The 15,485-nt window shown below is 61.5% G+C and carries 14 protein-coding genes; 7 read left to right on the top strand and 7 right to left on the bottom strand.

The window, feature by feature from the left end; all coding sequences use genetic code 11:
• Positions 1 to 94 precede the first annotated feature (94 nt).
• Positions 95 to 724, bottom strand: coding sequence for a DUF1028 domain-containing protein (locus tag ABIE28_RS12115; protein WP_354063255.1), 630 nt, complete (start codon positions 722 to 724; stop codon positions 95 to 97).
• A gap of 136 nt (positions 725 to 860) precedes the next feature.
• Between ABIE28_RS12115 and ABIE28_RS12110 the strand changes: the two genes are divergently transcribed.
• From ABIE28_RS12110 to ABIE28_RS12090, 5 genes are read left to right on the top strand one after another with little or no spacing between them, the layout of a single operon-like run.
• Positions 861 to 2,426, top strand: a complete 1,566-nt coding sequence (locus tag ABIE28_RS12110; RefSeq protein WP_502913385.1) for an ABC transporter substrate-binding protein — start codon at positions 861 to 863, stop codon at positions 2,424 to 2,426.
• 49 nt (positions 2,427 to 2,475) lie between these two features.
• Positions 2,476 to 3,423 carry an ABC transporter permease gene (locus ABIE28_RS12105; RefSeq protein WP_354063253.1) on the top strand — a complete coding sequence of 316 codons (948 nt, stop codon included), beginning with the start codon at positions 2,476 to 2,478 and terminating at the stop codon, positions 3,421 to 3,423.
• Positions 3,420 to 5,207 (top strand): dipeptide/oligopeptide/nickel ABC transporter permease/ATP-binding protein, encoded by a 1,788-nt coding sequence (locus ABIE28_RS12100; RefSeq protein WP_354063251.1) that lies wholly within the window; start codon positions 3,420 to 3,422, stop codon positions 5,205 to 5,207. The genes ABIE28_RS12105 and ABIE28_RS12100 overlap by 4 nt, the downstream gene beginning before the upstream one ends.
• Positions 5,204 to 6,010, top strand: a complete 807-nt coding sequence (locus tag ABIE28_RS12095) for an ATP-binding cassette domain-containing protein (RefSeq protein WP_354063249.1) — start codon at positions 5,204 to 5,206, stop codon at positions 6,008 to 6,010. The genes ABIE28_RS12100 and ABIE28_RS12095 overlap by 4 nt, the downstream gene beginning before the upstream one ends.
• Positions 6,010 to 6,819 (top strand): FadR/GntR family transcriptional regulator, encoded by an 810-nt coding sequence (locus ABIE28_RS12090; RefSeq protein WP_354063247.1) that lies wholly within the window; start codon positions 6,010 to 6,012, stop codon positions 6,817 to 6,819. The genes ABIE28_RS12095 and ABIE28_RS12090 overlap by 1 nt, the downstream gene beginning before the upstream one ends.
• A 55-nt stretch (positions 6,820 to 6,874) precedes the next feature.
• Here ABIE28_RS12090 and ABIE28_RS12085 read toward each other — a convergent pair whose 3' ends face one another.
• The 5 genes from ABIE28_RS12085 to ABIE28_RS12065 form a co-directional block, all read right to left on the bottom strand.
• On the bottom strand, positions 6,875 to 8,002 hold the full coding sequence (locus ABIE28_RS12085; RefSeq protein WP_354063245.1) for a substrate-binding domain-containing protein: 1,128 nt from the start codon (positions 8,000 to 8,002) through the stop codon (positions 6,875 to 6,877).
• Between the two features lie 75 nt (positions 8,003 to 8,077).
• Positions 8,078 to 9,055 (bottom strand): ABC transporter permease, encoded by a 978-nt coding sequence (locus ABIE28_RS12080; RefSeq protein WP_354063243.1) that lies wholly within the window; start codon positions 9,053 to 9,055, stop codon positions 8,078 to 8,080.
• Complete coding sequence (locus ABIE28_RS12075; protein WP_354063241.1) at positions 9,052 to 10,038, bottom strand: ABC transporter permease; 987 nt, start codon at positions 10,036 to 10,038, stop codon at positions 9,052 to 9,054. Before ABIE28_RS12075 ends, ABIE28_RS12080 begins: the two co-directional genes overlap by 4 nt.
• A complete protein-coding gene (locus ABIE28_RS12070; RefSeq protein ID WP_354063239.1) occupies positions 10,035 to 11,546 on the bottom strand; it encodes a sugar ABC transporter ATP-binding protein in 1,512 nt (503 codons plus the stop codon). Before ABIE28_RS12070 ends, ABIE28_RS12075 begins: the two co-directional genes overlap by 4 nt.
• Positions 11,546 to 12,397, bottom strand: coding sequence for a sugar phosphate isomerase/epimerase family protein (locus tag ABIE28_RS12065; protein ID WP_354063237.1), 852 nt, complete (start codon positions 12,395 to 12,397; stop codon positions 11,546 to 11,548). Before ABIE28_RS12065 ends, ABIE28_RS12070 begins: the two co-directional genes overlap by 1 nt.
• Positions 12,398 to 12,725: 328 nt before the next feature.
• On the opposite strand from ABIE28_RS12065, the gene ABIE28_RS12060 reads away from it, so the two are divergent.
• Entirely contained in the window at positions 12,726 to 13,763 is a 1,038-nt protein-coding gene (locus ABIE28_RS12060; RefSeq protein WP_354063236.1) for a helix-turn-helix domain-containing protein, read from the top strand.
• 9 nt (positions 13,764 to 13,772) lie between these two features.
• Here ABIE28_RS12060 and ABIE28_RS12055 read toward each other — a convergent pair whose 3' ends face one another.
• Positions 13,773 to 14,909 (bottom strand): hypothetical protein, encoded by a 1,137-nt coding sequence (locus tag ABIE28_RS12055; protein ID WP_354063234.1) that lies wholly within the window; start codon positions 14,907 to 14,909, stop codon positions 13,773 to 13,775.
• A 252-nt stretch (positions 14,910 to 15,161) separates the two neighbouring features.
• On the opposite strand from ABIE28_RS12055, the gene ABIE28_RS12050 reads away from it, so the two are divergent.
• Positions 15,162 to 15,473, top strand: coding sequence for a hypothetical protein (locus tag ABIE28_RS12050; protein WP_354063233.1), 312 nt, complete (start codon positions 15,162 to 15,164; stop codon positions 15,471 to 15,473).
• Positions 15,474 to 15,485: the final 12 nt, after the last annotated feature.

Genomic DNA, 15,485 nt, shown 5'->3' with positions numbered 1-15,485 from the left:
GGCGCTGTGAAAGGTTTGGGAGGATAAGGGAAGACAAAACGGGGCAGGGGCGGCACTTGGGACATCTGGTGCTGCCAGGGCAATGGCGAGCTTCCTACCGTCGCGTGACGTCCGCGAAAAAATCTGCATAGCCGCCTGAAAGCGTCTTTTCCATCAACTCAGCCAGCGCCGGCAATGGCCTAGCGGACCAATCGACTCTCAGATCGACATCAGCGAACTGCTGGTTGGAATAGACCTTGAGCGCGGCCGAACTGGTGCCGCGACGGTCTCCGCCGGCCGCTTCACCTGCGACAAGCGCGGCCAACAGTCGTTCGCCAAGATCTTCCCCACGGAACGCTTCCATCATCGCTTGGAGCACGGTTGGCCCAGTCAGCAGATTGCCCGCCACGGCGACGTCGACGCCTTGTAGGTGCCCCGCAAAGCCGTCGCATAACGATCCTGTCCAGGCGGCCGTTTCGCCATAACGATCGATCATGATGACCTGACGCCGATCATGCTCGGCATCGACCGCCAAAGCTGCCGCCATTGCGCTCTTCGCGGCCATGCTTCCCAGTTTCTCTAGCCCATCAAACGCCAGATAGGGATTGGTCATCGCCTGCGTCGCGACCGCACCGATTCCGGCACGAACATGGGGCACCAGCGCGCCAACAGCAGGACCTGCCGTGGCGGTGGCAACGCCAAGCGCACCGGTTTTAGGGTCACGGGCGACAATGGAATAGGTCATGGGCGGAAATCCTGAGGCGAATAATTTATCATGATAAATGGATTGCACGATGAATTTATGCTGATAAATTCTTTTCAGGCCCTTGTCCCACTATTGCTGCTGCCGCGCAACGGGGCCGGAACACCAGGAGGAACGCATGATCCCTAAATGGACAGGCTTGGCACCGTTAATGATGGCAACCGCGCTCGCGCTGGTTGGCCCGGTTGCTGCCCAGACGCCGCCGAATGTACTTGTCATTGGCCAGATCGCTGAGCCAGCATCGCTTGACCCGCATGTGTCGACGGCCGCCAACGATTTCCGTATCGCCGTCAATCTTTATGACGGTCTGGTGCGCAACAAGCCCGGCACGCTCGAGATCGAGCCTGCGCTAGCAACGGCGTGGACCATTTCCGACGATGGCCTCGAATACACCTTCAACCTGCGTGAAGGCGTCACCTTTCACGACGGCACGCCGTTCAATGCAGAAGCCGTCAAGTTTAACTTCGACCGCATGCTGGATGAAAACCACCCCTTCGCATCGACCGGCCCATTTCCGCTGGCCTTCTTTTTCTCCTCGGTGGACAAGGTCGAGGCTGTCGACGACCTGACCGTCAAGTTCACGCTGAACGAGCCCTTCGCGCCGTTCATGTCCAACCTTGCCTCGCCCACCGGACTGATCGTTTCGCCCGCCGCCGTCGAGCAGTATGGGGCCGATTACGGTCGTCATCCGGTTGGTACCGGCCCGTTCAAGTTCGAGCAGTGGCAGTCCAATACCAGCGTCGTCGCCTCGCGCAATGATGCCTATTGGGATGGCGCGCCGACGCTCGAAGCCGTGATTTTCCGCCCGATCACCGATGCCAATACCCGCGTCGCTGAAATGCTCTCGGGTGGTATCGACGTGCTGCTCGAAACGCCACCTGACAATATCGCGCAGTTCAGCAATGATGCGAATTATCAGGTCAAGGAAGTCGTTGGTCCGCATGTCTGGTACGTCATGCTCAACGCCAAGGACGGCCCCTTTGCCGACAAGCGAGTCCGGCAGGCCGTGAACTACGCCGTCAACAAGCAGAGCCTCGTCGACAACGTATTGCAGGGCACCGCTGGCGTTTCGGCTGGCCCAATCCCGCCTGCCTTCAACTGGGCGTACAACGAAGACGTGCAGCCCTATCCATACGATCCGGAAAAGGCCAAGGCATTGTTGGCCGAAGCTGACGCCGAGGGCGCAACGCTCACCTTCCTCGTCACCGAAGGCGGCTCGGGCATGCTTGATCCTGTGCCAATGGGCACCGCCATTCAGGCCGATCTGGCAGCCGTAGGTCTCAAGGTCGAGATCAAGACCTATGAGTGGAACACCTTCCTGTCGGAAGTGAATCCCGGTCTCGAAGGCAAGGCTGACATGGCCGAAATGGCCTGGATGACCAGCGATCCCGATACGCTCCCCTTCCTCACCCTGCGTACAGCGGCCTTCCCGGCCGAAGGCGGGTTCAACTCGAGCTATTACTCGAACCCTGAAGTCGACAAGCTGCTCGACGAGGCCCGCGTCGCGACCGATCAGAGCGTGCGCGGCGACCTCTACAAGCAGGTGCAGGCGATCACCCACGAAGATGCGCCATGGTTGTTCGTTGCCAACTGGAAGCAGAATGCGGTGGTGACCTCGGCTGTCGGTGACTTCGAGCTGCAGCCCGATTTCAGCCTCGTGCTGCGGGACGTGACCAAGCAGTAATTTTACCGGGCCGGTCCCACGGGACCGGTCCCTTTCGCGGGAGGCGCCCATGGGCAGTTACATCGCAAAGCGACTTCTGGCGGCGATCCCGGTGATCATCGGCCTGTCCATCATCGTGTTTCTGGTGATGAAGCTCATTCCCGGCGATCCGGCACAGGCGCTGCTCGGTTCCTATGCCACGCCAGACAATGTGGCGCGTATCAACCGAGCGCTCGGCCTCGACCGCTCATGGCCCGAGCAGTATTTTATATGGGTCGGCAATCTGCTGCAGGGCGATTTTGGTCGCTCCTATATCCTCAATCGCCCAGTTCTTGATGAAGTGCTTGAGCGCTTCAGCGCTACGCTGATCCTTGCCGGTGCATCGCTGTTGATCTGTTCGGTGCTGGGTATTCTGGCGGGCACTGTGTCGGCCGTCCGCCAGTTTGGCTGGACCGACCGCATCGTCACCTTTTTCGTGCTGATCGGCATCTCCATGCCCGCCTTCTTCCTCGGGCTGATCTTTATTCTGTTCTTTGCCGTGCAATGGCGCCTGCTTCCGGCCTCAGGCATGTATGCCGTCTATGGCGGCGGCGATCTGCCAGATTTGCTGCGCCACCTCATCCTGCCAGCCGGCACCTTGGCCATCGTCGCGACCGGGGTCGTGGCGCGCCTGACCCGCGCGGCCATGCTCGAAGTGCTGCGTCAGGATTTCGTCCGCACGGCGCGCGCCAAGGGTCTTGGCGAAGGCGCCGTCATTTGGCGCCATGCCTTTCGGGCCGCCCTTGTATCGGTCATTCCGGTGCTCGGCATTCAGGCGGGTTTTGTGCTCGGCGGCGCCGTCTATATCGAAACCGTGTTCCAGTGGCCGGGTCTCGGCCAGATGCTGGTCAAGGCCGTCTCCACCCGGGATCTGTTGCTGGTACAGGGTGGGGTTCTCGTCGCGGCCACCGTCTATGTGCTGGTCAATCTTCTGGCCGATGTGGCGCAAGCCACGCTTGATCCGAGGCTCAAGGGATGACCGATTTGACCATCACCACAACCACGCCCGCCCGCAAACGCCGTAGCAACTGGCAGTTGCTGATGGCCAATCGCCTTGCCGCAGCCGGCCTGTTCATCTTCGGCTTTATCGTAGTGCTGGCAATCCTGGCGCCAATCCTGCCCCTGCCAAACCCCGACATTACCGACCAGCCCAATCGCTTGTTGCCGCCGCTCAGCGCCGGGCATCTGCTAGGCACCGATCACCTAGGCCGCGATATCCTGTCCCGGCTGATCTGGGGCACGCAGATTTCGCTGGTCGTCGGCATTTGCGCTACCGCGCTCTCGGCGCTGGTCGGTTCGCTGATCGGGCTGGTCGCCGGCTACGCGCGTGGCGCTACGGACTCCATCCTCATGCGCTTTGTCGATATGCTGATGGCTTTCCCCTATATCCTGCTCGCCATTGCTATCGTGGCAGCGCTCGGGCCGGGGCTGCTCAACGCGCTCTACGCCATCGCCATCGTCAATATCCCGTTCTTTGCCCGCAATATTCGTGGCGTTACGGTCTCGATCCGCAATCGCGAATTTGTCGATGCAGCGCGCCTTTCGGGCAAAAGCGATGCAGAGATCCTCTTCACTGAGGTTCTGCCAAATGTGCTGCCGGTCATCGTCATCACCATGTCCACCACCGTGGGCTGGATGATCCTGGAAACGGCGGGCCTGTCCTTCCTCGGACTAGGCGCCCAGCCGCCAACCTCCGATCTGGGCTCCATGCTCGGTCAGGCGCGCGCCCAATTGTTTACTGCCCCGCACGCCTCGATCATTCCCGGCGTCATGATCTTCATTCTTGTGATGAGCATCAATCTCCTCGGGGATGGCGTCCGCGACGTGCTCGATCCCCGCCTGCGTTCAGGCGCGCTCAACCGTCCGATGCCCGTCACGCGCATCAAGCGGGCCACCAAGCCCGCCGAAACCAAAGCCGATGCGCCGGTGCTGGTGGTCGACAATCTCTCGACCGGTTTTGCGGATACGGATCACATCACCCCTGCCGTCAAAGCCATCAGCTTTCAGCTCGACAAGGGCGAATGCCTCGGCCTGATCGGCGAAAGCGGCTCCGGCAAGTCGGTGACGGCGCTGTCGCTGATGGGTCTGGTCGCCTCGCCGCCCGGTGTCATCACCGGTGGTGCCGTTTATCTCGATGGTCGCGACGTGCTGTCCCTGCGCGAGCAGCAATTGACCGCGCTGCGCGGCGCCCGCGTGTCCTATGTCTTCCAGGACCCGCTGACCACCTTGCACCCACTCTACCGCGTCGGCGAACAGATCGCCGAGGCTGTCACCGCCCACAAACCTTTGGGCAAGCGCGCCGCCATGGCCCGCGCCGTGGAGCTGATGGAAACCGTCGGCATTCGCGACGCCGCCGAACGCTCCCGTGCCTATCCGCACGAACTGTCCGGCGGCCAGCGCCAGCGCATCGGCATTGCCATGGCCCTGGCCAACGACCCCGATGTGATCGTCGCCGACGAACCGACGACCGCCCTAGACGTCACCGTGCAAAAGCGCATCCTCGATCTGTTGCAGGATTTGCGGCGTGAGCGCGGGTTGGCTCTCCTGCTCATCACCCACGACTTCGGCGTCGTCGCCCAGGTCTGCGACCGGGTTGCGGTGATGAAGGATGGCGTGATCGTCGAGCAAGGCGATACCGGCGACATCCTGCGGGCGCCCCAGCACGACTACACCAAGCGCCTGATCGCCTGCGTGCCCAAATTGGGCGAAGGCGCCAGCTTTCTTGACAGGGTGCGCCCACTCTTTGCGGAGGCCCGTTCATGAGCGAGAACGCCATCGAAATCGGCGGCCTTGTCAAAACCTTTGGCGGTGGTCGCAACATTTTCGGCAAAGAGGCCAGCAGCGTCCAGGCTGTGCGCGGCATCACGCTCAACCTCAAGCGCGGCGAAACCTTGGGAATTGTCGGCGAAAGCGGCTCCGGCAAGTCAACGCTCGCCCGCATGCTGGTCGGCCTCGAACACCCCAGCGACGGCACCATGGTTATCGACGGCAAGACCTGGCAGAACCTTGCCGCGTCCGGTCCTCGCGCCTTCGGTCGCACCATCCAATATGTGTTTCAGGACCCAGTCGCCTCGCTCAATCCGCGCAAGACCATCGGGGAAATCCTCGACGTGCCGCTGCGCCTGCTCTGTGGTCACGATGCCGCCCGGCGTGAGCAGCGCAAGCGCGAACTGATCGACGCTGTGCAAATGCCACTCGATACGCTCTCTCGCTTTCCGCACGAGTTCTCCGGTGGGCAGGCGCAGCGCATCGCCATCGCCCGTGCCCTGGCTGCCGAAGCCCGTATTCTTGTGCTCGATGAACCGGTCAGCGCGCTCGACGTTTCCGTGCAGGCGCAGGTTCTGTTGCTGCTCGAAGACCTCAAGGATCGGCTGGGTCTATCCTACCTTTTCATCAGCCACGATCTGGCTGTGGTGGAATCCATTTCCGATCGGGTCGCTGTCATGTATCTGGGGGAAGTGGTGGAGACGGGCCCCGCAGCCCAGCTGTTCGCCGCCCCGCAGCACGACTATACGAGGACGCTGATCGCCAGCGCGCCGCGTCTTGGCCAATCGGATCCTGTTTGATGAGTGATGCCGACCAGTTCGATCACGTGCCGGCCAAGGCCGGCGTGCCGCGCCGCAAGCGGACCGATGAGATCGTCGATGCCATCAAGCGCATGATCGTTGAGCACGGCCTCGGCCCCGGCGATCGCCTGCCGCAGGAACGCGACCTGATGGCCCAGTTTGCCGCCAGCAAAGGCACCGTGCGCGAGGCGCTGAAATCGCTCGAGGTGCAAGGCCTGATCGGCGTCCGCACCGGTCCGGGCGGCGGCGCCTTTATCGAGCGCATGTCGGAAGGGCGGGCGATGAGCCTGCTGTCCAACTTCCTCTACGCCAAGAATATTTCCATCGCCAACATCTACCAGATGCGCAAATCACTGGAACCGCTGCTGGCCGCCAGCGCCACGCCCCATATCGACGAGGCCGGGCTCAAGCGCCTCGAAGCGTTGATTTCGGTTTACGATCATGAGCCCGCCGACGCGCAGGAGCGCTGGACCCAGCGTATGGCCGAGCTCGATTTTCACGGCGTTGTCGCCGAGTATTCCGACAACGCCATTCTGGCCTTCACCTGCCGCTTCCTACAGCGTCTGCTCAAGGACCTGACGATCGCGCAGGACATTTACGTCCAGCCCGAACCCGTCCGCCGCGAAACCGGCATCCAGCACCAACGCGACCTCATCGCCGCCATGCGTGCTCGGGACACCGACGCTGCGGCGAACATCCTCTCCCTCCACATGGCCGAAGCCGAACAGCATATGCTGGACCTGCAGGCCAAACTGGAAGACCGCTTCCTGATCGACGCGGAAAAGCCCCGCCGTCGCAGCGCTTCCTAAAAGAAAGGGCGCCCGGTGGGGCGCCCAGTTTGACCGTTGGGTGGTCGGCTGAGGCTTACTTGCCGCCCCAGGCGGCTGGGTAGTTTGGCATGCCTTCGCAGCCGCAGAGCGCGTAGTGCAGTGGGGGCATGGCGGTGTTGATGTAGCTGTCGAGCGTTGCCTGGGTGATGGCTGGCTGCGGCAGGATCCATTCTGGGCTTGGCACGGCTTCGCCCTTGAGGGTGTGGATAGCGGCGATGATCGGGGTGCGCCACTGGTAGGATGGATAGGCTGGCGCAATCGCGGTCAGGCCGAGTTCCTTCCACTTCTGGAGGAAATCCTGTTGGTCTTCGCCAACAAAGACCGGCATGTCGTAGCCGCCGTCTTCAAAGGCTTCCACGGCCGCAACGGCGGTCGCGCCGGCATCCATCCACACGGCGTCGATCTTGCCGCGCTGCAGATAGTCTTCGACGATCGACTTGGTCTTGGCGTTGTCACCGTCGGTGAATTCGGCGCCGACGATGTTGAGACCGGCTTCTTCCAACACGCGCTTGCCGCCCGAATAACGGGTTTCGAGCACGTCGACGCCGGGCAGGATGCGCAGCATCAGCACATTGCCACCGGGCTTGACGTTCTCGGCGATGAATTCTGCGCCCTGAATACCAAAGCCATAGCCACCGACGGGGTGGATGAAGGTGACGGGGCAGTCAGTGTTGACGCCACGGTCAAACACGATGACCGGCAGCACGGCGCAGGCTTTTTCGACGGCTGGGGTCAGCGCCGCAGTGGTGTTTGGCGAAACGATCAGGATCGAGCATTTGCCACCGGCCAGCAGGTCGTCGATGTCGGCGATCTGCTTGTCGTCGGAACCTTCGGCGTCGACATGGATGATCTGGCTGATTTCAGGATGAAGTTTGGCTTCTTCCTGCATGTTGGTCCAGCCCACGACACGCCATGGATTGTTCACGCCGGCATTGGAGAAGCAGACGGTATAGGGCGCGTCCTTCTTGAAGCCAGTCGTGTCCTTCATCGTGTCGACAAGGTACTGCTCCCATGGCTTGCCTTCCGGCCCCATTGGCGTTGCCGCGAGGAATTCCTTCTGACGGGCGAATTCTGCCGGATCGTCAAAGTTTGGGGCCTGAGCGAAAGTGCCCCCGGTGAGTGCGAGCCCGGCGACGACCGCCATGGCCAAAATGTTCTTCATAGTCGTCCTCCCTTGGTGTTTCTGCGTCGGTTCACACGCTCGGTCTTCCGATCCGTGAGAATTGGTTTTGAGGCTTCAGCGCCCCGTATGTTTGCGGCGATAGACCGCCACCGCGACGGCGGCGATCAGGATCAGGCCCTGCACAACCTGGCGAACCGGCTGTGGCAGACCCAAGAAATTGAGCAGCGTAAAGATAGCCGAGAGAGTCAGCGCTCCAGCAATGGTGGCAGGCACCGAACCGCGGCCGCCGAGCAACAAAGCCCCGCCCAGCACAGCGGCGGTAATTGCCTGTAGCTCATAGCCCGAGCCCACATCGGTCGAGACACCTGCAAAGCCGCCCAGCAGGATGCCGGTCGCGACTGCGCTCAGCGAAGACACGATAAAGGCGATGATACGGACCCGGTTGACCGGCACACCGGCAAGGTTTGCCGCGCGTGGATTGTCGCCGATGGCATGGATCATGCGGCCAAGATTGGTGCGATGCATCAGCCAATACAGCAGAAAACCGATCACCAGCAGCACGATAATGGCGACGGGCAGAATGCGGATCAGCGGCAGATCGGTGAAGTTGTAGCGCCCAAAGAAGCGGTAGCTGTCTGTCAGATACCCGCGCGGTGCGCCGCCCGACCACATGAAGGCGAGGCCATTGAGCGTGATCATCATGCCCAAAGTGGCGATCAGCGACGGCACTTTGAGGTAACAGACCACCAGCCCATTGATCAGCCCGACGCCCACGCCGATGCCGAACATGACGGCGATTACCCACCAGGTCGAATTGGGGTCGTTGTTGAGCAGCATCGACGAGCCGACGACCACCAGCGTGATCAGCGAGCCGACTGACAGATCGAACCCGCCCGAGACGATGACATAGACCTGTCCGGCCGCAAGGATCGCCAATGGTGCGGCGCGCTTGAGGAAATTCATGTAACCGGTCGGCTCCACGAAAGCCGGGTTCTGCAGGATGATCGCAACTATCAGCGCGGCCAGAATGAAATAGACCGGATTGATCTGCGGCAGCTGGCGCTTGCGGGTGACGATAGCGTTGTCGGTCATGCCGCCAGCCTCTTGGAACGGACGGTGTAGAAGGCGACGGCTGCCACGATGATGACGCCGCGCAGCACCTGTTTGGCGAAGGCATCGACCCCGGCCAGGTTGAAGATGGAGTCGATCAGCGAAAAGATCATCACGCCCGCCATCGTGCCCCAGATGCCGCCACGGCCACCGGCCAGAATGGTGCCGCCGATGACGACAACAGCAATAGATTCCAGATCATAGACACCGTCGCTGCCAATCCAAGGCGCGCCCGAGCGCAGACGGCTGGCGAGATAGAGTCCGGCAATGGCGGCGCAGAGACTGCACACCACATGGGCGCCGATGATGACGCGGTTGGTCTTGATACCGGCGACCCGCGCCGCATCGATATTGCCGCCCACCGAATAGATGTCGGAGCCGAAGCGTGTGAAGCGCAGCACGAACCAGGCGGCCACGGCCAGTGCCAACAGGAACAGCAGGCTGAATGGAATATTGCCCAGCGTGCCATAGGCGAAGATCTGGAACTCGCTTGGCACCGATCCGGCAAAGTTCGAGAAGAAGGCCGACAGGCACCCCTGAATGATCAGGCTCATGCCGAGCGTCGCGATCAGTGGGTTGATTTCAAAGCGCGCGATCAGCACGCCATTGATGAAGCCGACCAATAAGCCTAGCGCCAGAGCGGCGGCTATGGCCGGTGCGATCATGGCGGGATTGCCATCCATCACCACAGAGGTGACGACGGCCGTCGCGGAGATTAGGCTCGCCACGGAGAGGTCGATCGATGCCACCAGAATGGCAAAAGTCTGCCCGACGGCGGTGATGCCGAGCGCGATGGAGCGGCCGAGGATTGAGATCAGGTTGTCGAAGGTCAAATATTGCGTCTGGCCGGTGCCGACGGCGATGCCGACATAGACGAGCAGCGCAATAAGCAAGAGCAGGGCCGGGGCCCAGCGCTCGAAGCGGAAGGTGAAGCGGGGCGGGCGATGGGCCGAAATATCGCTCATGCGGCCACCTCGCTCTCGCCGGTTGCGGCGAGCATTATGTCGGTCTCGGCGGGGTTATGCGAGAATTCGCCAACAATGGTCCCGGCCCGCATCACCAGAATGCGGTCAGCGGCGCCGATCACTTCAGGCAGGTCCGATGAAATCATCATGATCGCCGTGCCCTGTCGGGCCAGATCGCGCATCAGGTGGTAGATGCCAGCCTTGGCGTTGACGTCGATGCCGCGTGTCGGCTCGATGAAGATCAGGAGTTTCGGCTTGAGCGCCAGCCAGCGGGCGACGATGGCCTTCTGTTGATTACCACCGGAAAGAAGCTTGATGTCTTGCTCATAGGAGGCCGCTTTGACCTCCATGCCGTCGAGTAGTCCGTCCATGCTGGTGAGGCTCGCATGGCTATTGGATTTGTGCGTCCCTAACAGATTGCCGAAGGCGCGGGCGGTAAGCATGCCGTTGTCGCGCACCGACTGCATCAGCACCAGCCCTTCGGCCTTGCGGTCGCCGGGCAACAGGCCAATCCCGGCCCGGATGGCATCGCGCGGATTGGCGAAAGCGGCATTGGCGCCATTGAGCGTCACCGTGCCAGTGGTGAACGGCATCTGCCCAAAGATCGCCATGGCGAGCGCTACGCGACCGGCACCCTGGATGCCGGCAAAGCCGACGATCTCACCGGCGCGCAATTGCAGGCTGATATTGCGCAGCACGGCGTTGGTCGCATTGTCGATGGACAGCACGACGTCGCCAATTTCAGTTGGCGCGGCGGGCGGCGCATAGAAATCTCCTATGTCGCGGCCGACCATGGCATGCACGATGGTTTCGGGGGCAGGGGGCGTGTCAAAACTCGCGGCCACTTCGCCGTCCTTGAGCACCGTCACCCGGTCGGCCAGGCGCGTCACTTCGCGCATGCGGTGGGTGATGTAGATCACCGCCGTGCCGCGCTCGCGCAACTGGTCGATGGTCTGGAACAGCACTTCGCACTCAGCCTCGTTGAGCGCAGCGGTGGGCTCATCCATCACGACGACACGGGCGTCGAGCGATATGGCCTTGGCGATTTCCACCATCTGCTGGGTGGCCACCGGCAGGTCGCTGACAAAGGTATCGGGCGACACGCGGGCACCAGCGGCAAACAGGTCGAGCACCCGTCGCGTTTCGGCGCGCATCGCTGCCATATCGAGCACACCGCCCTTGGTCAGCTCGCGACCGAGAAAGATGTTCTGCGCCACGGTGCGCTCGGGCAGCAGAGAGAATTCCTGATAGATCACCGAAATCCCGGCGCGCAGTGAATCCACCGGGTGCTTGAAGGCAATCTGACGGTCATTGACCAGCACGCTGCCCGCGTCGGGTGTGTAAACGCCGGACAAGATCTTGATCAGCGTCGACTTGCCGGCGCCGTTTTCGCCCACCAGCGCATGCACTTCGCCGGGATAGCAGGCAAAGCTCACGTCATTGAGCGCCCGCACCCCCGGGAAGCTTTTCGAGATATTGGCCATCGCGATGACAGGGGACTTGCTCATCACGCCGCCTCCGCCCAGCCGTTGCGGATGAAGGTTATGGACTCTGAAAAGAGGGTATCAAAATCGGGGAAGAGCGGTCGCCAGACGCGGGTGGCGGCGGCCAGTTCGGGCAGGCCTGCGCCGAACGCTTCTAGAGTGACCCAACCGTCGTAGCCAGTGGCCCGAACAGCCGAAAACACCTCGGCGAAATTGATGTGGCCGCGCCCCGGAATGCCGCGATCATTTTCGGAAATGTGCAGGACGCCCATTCCGTCGCCGAGGGTTCTAATGGCGCGAGGCTGGCTCTTTTCTTCGATATTGGCGTGGAACGTGTCGTACATAATCCGAAAGGCGGGATGGTCCACCCGGTCCACATATGCCCGTGCCTGTTCCATCGTGTTGAGGAAGTAGGTCTCGAAGCGATTGAGGTGTTCGAGGCTGAGATAGATCCCGTTCGCACTGGCCCGATCGGCCATCGCATGGTGCGTTTCCGCTCCATATTTCAACTCGTCTTCGGTCGGCCCGGCACCGGTAAACTGGCCGATGGGCGCATGGAACGGTCCGCCAATGCTCTCGGCGCCGAGGGCTATCGCGCAGTCGAGCGCCCAGTCGAGATGCTGCTGGCCAGCGTGGCGAATGGTGGGGTCCGAACTGACAGGATTAGCGTCGGCGGATGGGATCACCGAGGTCGTGGTGCGGCGGAGTCCGATGGCATCGAGCTGGCCGCCCAGCCATGCATAATGCTCGGGCGCGCCGCGCAGGACGGGCACTTCGACGCCATCATAGCCGAGGTCCTTGAGCTGCCGCAGCTGACCCAGATGCTGTTCCTCGATGAAGCCGCTAAGGCATAGCAAATTAATGCCGACCTGCATGATCCCCCCACTCGCCCTTTTGGACCCTTTGTTAGGCCCCCAGTATGCTGAGATGCCTCTTGCCGCGCAAAGCGGTTCTTGTTCTTTCTTCGTCAGGCGAAAATCGTCGAGTGAGCGTTTTCGAACGTCAGCATTGTTGACGCATTTGATACTGTGGCCGGATTGTAAAGCCCGTCACTCATCGCCTGTCGCCTACAAACCTTGACTTTGTTCGTCGCCCCTCCCTAGGATTGGCCGTGCTGAAGTCGTCCAGAACTATCCCCGAGATTCGACCGGCACGCGTTCGAAATACCGCACCGGTAAATTTTGAACATTTGAGGAGCGAGCCGTGGACAGTCTGCACCCCGCCTTGGGCGCCAATCGCCCCGCCGTGTTCCGCGAGCCGGGTGCATTGCTCTATGCGGGCAATTGCAAGGATTTGCTCGACGCATCCATCGCCGGCAAGGTGACCCTGAGCGCCTGGACAAGGCGGGGCTATCCGGGGCGCGACTTAGGCAATGCGCTGCCGCAGGTCTGCTCGGTCGGCGGCTGGGACGCGACCTATCCGCAGGATTGGGGTCTCAAGGTTCACTGCAATGAAGGCGTCAAGATCGCCTATGTGGCACGCGGCAGCCTGACGCTGACGCTTGATGGCCAGAAATACGAGCTGCGCGAAGGTCAGATGTTTGTCGTTCGGCCATGGCAGTTGCACGCCTTCGGCGATCCCAATGTGGTCGCTAGTCAGGTTGTCTGGGTGCTGTTCGACATGGGCACGCGGCGGCCACACGAGCAGTGGCAGTGGCCCGACTGGCTGGCCTGGCCCGAGCGCGATCAGCAACGTCTGACGGAGTTCCTCTCCAAAAACGAGCAGCCCTACTATCAGGCGTCGCGCGATGTTGCGCACGACTTCCAGCAGATAGCCGATGTGGTTGCGACCAATGATATCGAGGGCGGCGAAATCCGGCTGCGGTTGACCATTTCGATGATGCTGATGCATTTCATGCAGCAGATCGAGGCGCAGGGGCCGTCGCTCGATCAGGCGCTGGCGCAATCCAAGCGCACCGTGCGTATCTTCCTCGAACGCCTCACCCATGCGCTGGATGAAGACTGGACGCTGGATAATATGGCGGCTGAGTGCAATCTGTCGCGCACTCAATTCACCCAGCATTGCCTTGCGCTGACAAACACGACGCCGGTGCGCTACCTCCAGATGCTGAGGCTCGATGCGGCTCATAAGTTGCTGATGACCAAGCCCGCGCTGCCGGTCACCTCGGTGGCGTATGACTGCGGATTCTCGTCCAGCCAGTATTTCGCCACCTGCTTCAAACGCCGTTTTGGGCTGTCGCCGCTGGAAGCGCGCCGACAGCCGCAATTGATGGCGAGCTAGAAGCTGTTACTAGGCATTGCCGACCTGCAGAACGGTGAAATCGCGGCGCATATACTGCTCGAAGAACCGGCCAAAAATCGGGTTTGTGGTGGGGTCTTCGGTGTCGCCAACGACGGTGAACAGGGCGGCGCATAAGCCGTCGACGCCTTCGCCATGGGTTGTAGTGATGGTGCCTTGCGCTGTTTCAGGCATGCTGGCTTTCCAGCGTCCCCCGATCTGCCGGGCTGCAGCCTCGGCCGTGTCGCAGTCGGCGTAGGTCAGTGCAATCGCAACGGCCGGATTTTCCAGCTGCACATCAGCGATGATGCCGCCGAAATAGGGCGGGATGCCTTCGGACAGGCCGGCGATCTGGGATTCGAGCTTGCTGCGAAGCTCATCGAGATTGCCCGGCTGAAGGCTGACGAGGTCCGCCAGATCAAAGCCACCCATGCCAAAAGCCGGCGAGATCAGCATTGCCTGAACAATCCAGCCATCGCCGACCGATTGATCGAGGCCCTTGAGCGCCGTGGCGACAATTGGATTGTCAGCGACCGAGGGGCCGTCGTTGAGTAGCACTGGTACCGCCGCTGGCGATGAGGCCTGCACGATCGCATTGCCCTTGGTTGCCACAAAGGTCGCGGCGCCCATGCTGCTGCGCCACGGATTGGCCGGGTCACGCTTGTCGAAGTCGATTTTCATGGGCTCGCCATTGCCGAGCACGCCGTCGTCGCCGCCGAAGGGGACGAAGTCATGCTGCTTGAGCGTATCGAAAAAGGTGGCCGCATCTGCGTCAGTTTCCATGCCCCAAAGCGCGATGACGTTTGGTGGGCTGGCCAAACCAACGAAGTACTGAACCTCGCTTAGCGAGATGCCAGCTCGCTCCTGCCAGTCGGCGAGCTCGTTTCTGAAAAGGGCGTCGACAGGATAGAGCCCGCTCCCCACCTGCAGTCGAAGCAGGTTCTCGCGTTTTGCTTCCTCTCCGGCGAGACCCGGCAAAGCAAACAGCGCCGAAACGTCGACGAACCTGGCCTGGATCGGGTCGTCCGGATTGGTGAGGATGAACTCGGGCAAATGGTCGAGGGCTTGCGTCAGAGCGTCCAGATTTTGGGCAAAGGCGGCCCCACTGGTCGAAAGCAGCAGGACGGTGGCAATAGCGCTCAGGCGCATGGGGAGCTTCTCCTCGGTGTCACTGTTTGCCCGTAGGACGCTTCGCGGCCCGCAAAGCTTGGTGGACATGACGCGTTTTGTCGATATCGCGGTTCTAGCGCAGGCGAGGGGCACTAGCCCACCCGAAGTCACTCCCGCGCACAGCAAAAGCTGGCCCAAACTCTTGCTTATTAACATGACTGTGTTACTCCGCTTTTATTGCGGCGCAGGATAAACTGGCCCGCATTGTCCCGCCCTGCTCAGGAGAGAACGATGTCGCCGACCGATTCCGATGCCACTTTTGCCGCTATGCGCGCGGCTTTGATGGCTTCCTATGCGGGCGCGCTGGCAACGTCGCGCCTCTCGCCCCTGGAAGCGCTCGAGTGCATGGCGGCGGCGCTCGGAACCATCTATCGTGAAGTGGCCGACGCCCATATAGACCCACAGGGCTGCCCATGCGGATGGCAGCCCAATGAACTTCTCGACATAGTTGCGCTTGAGCAGTCAATCGCGGCAAATGCCGTCAAAGACGAGGACGCCACACTGTTTGACCTGCGCTCCATGCTGCCGGTCGGCCACGGCTGATACTCGACCCAA

Source organism: Devosia sp. 2618, from assembly GCF_040546815.1.
GTDB lineage: Bacteria > Pseudomonadota > Alphaproteobacteria > Rhizobiales > Devosiaceae > Devosia.
Note: the sequence above shows the minus strand (reverse complement) of the source record. Positions and strands in the feature narration are given on the sequence as shown.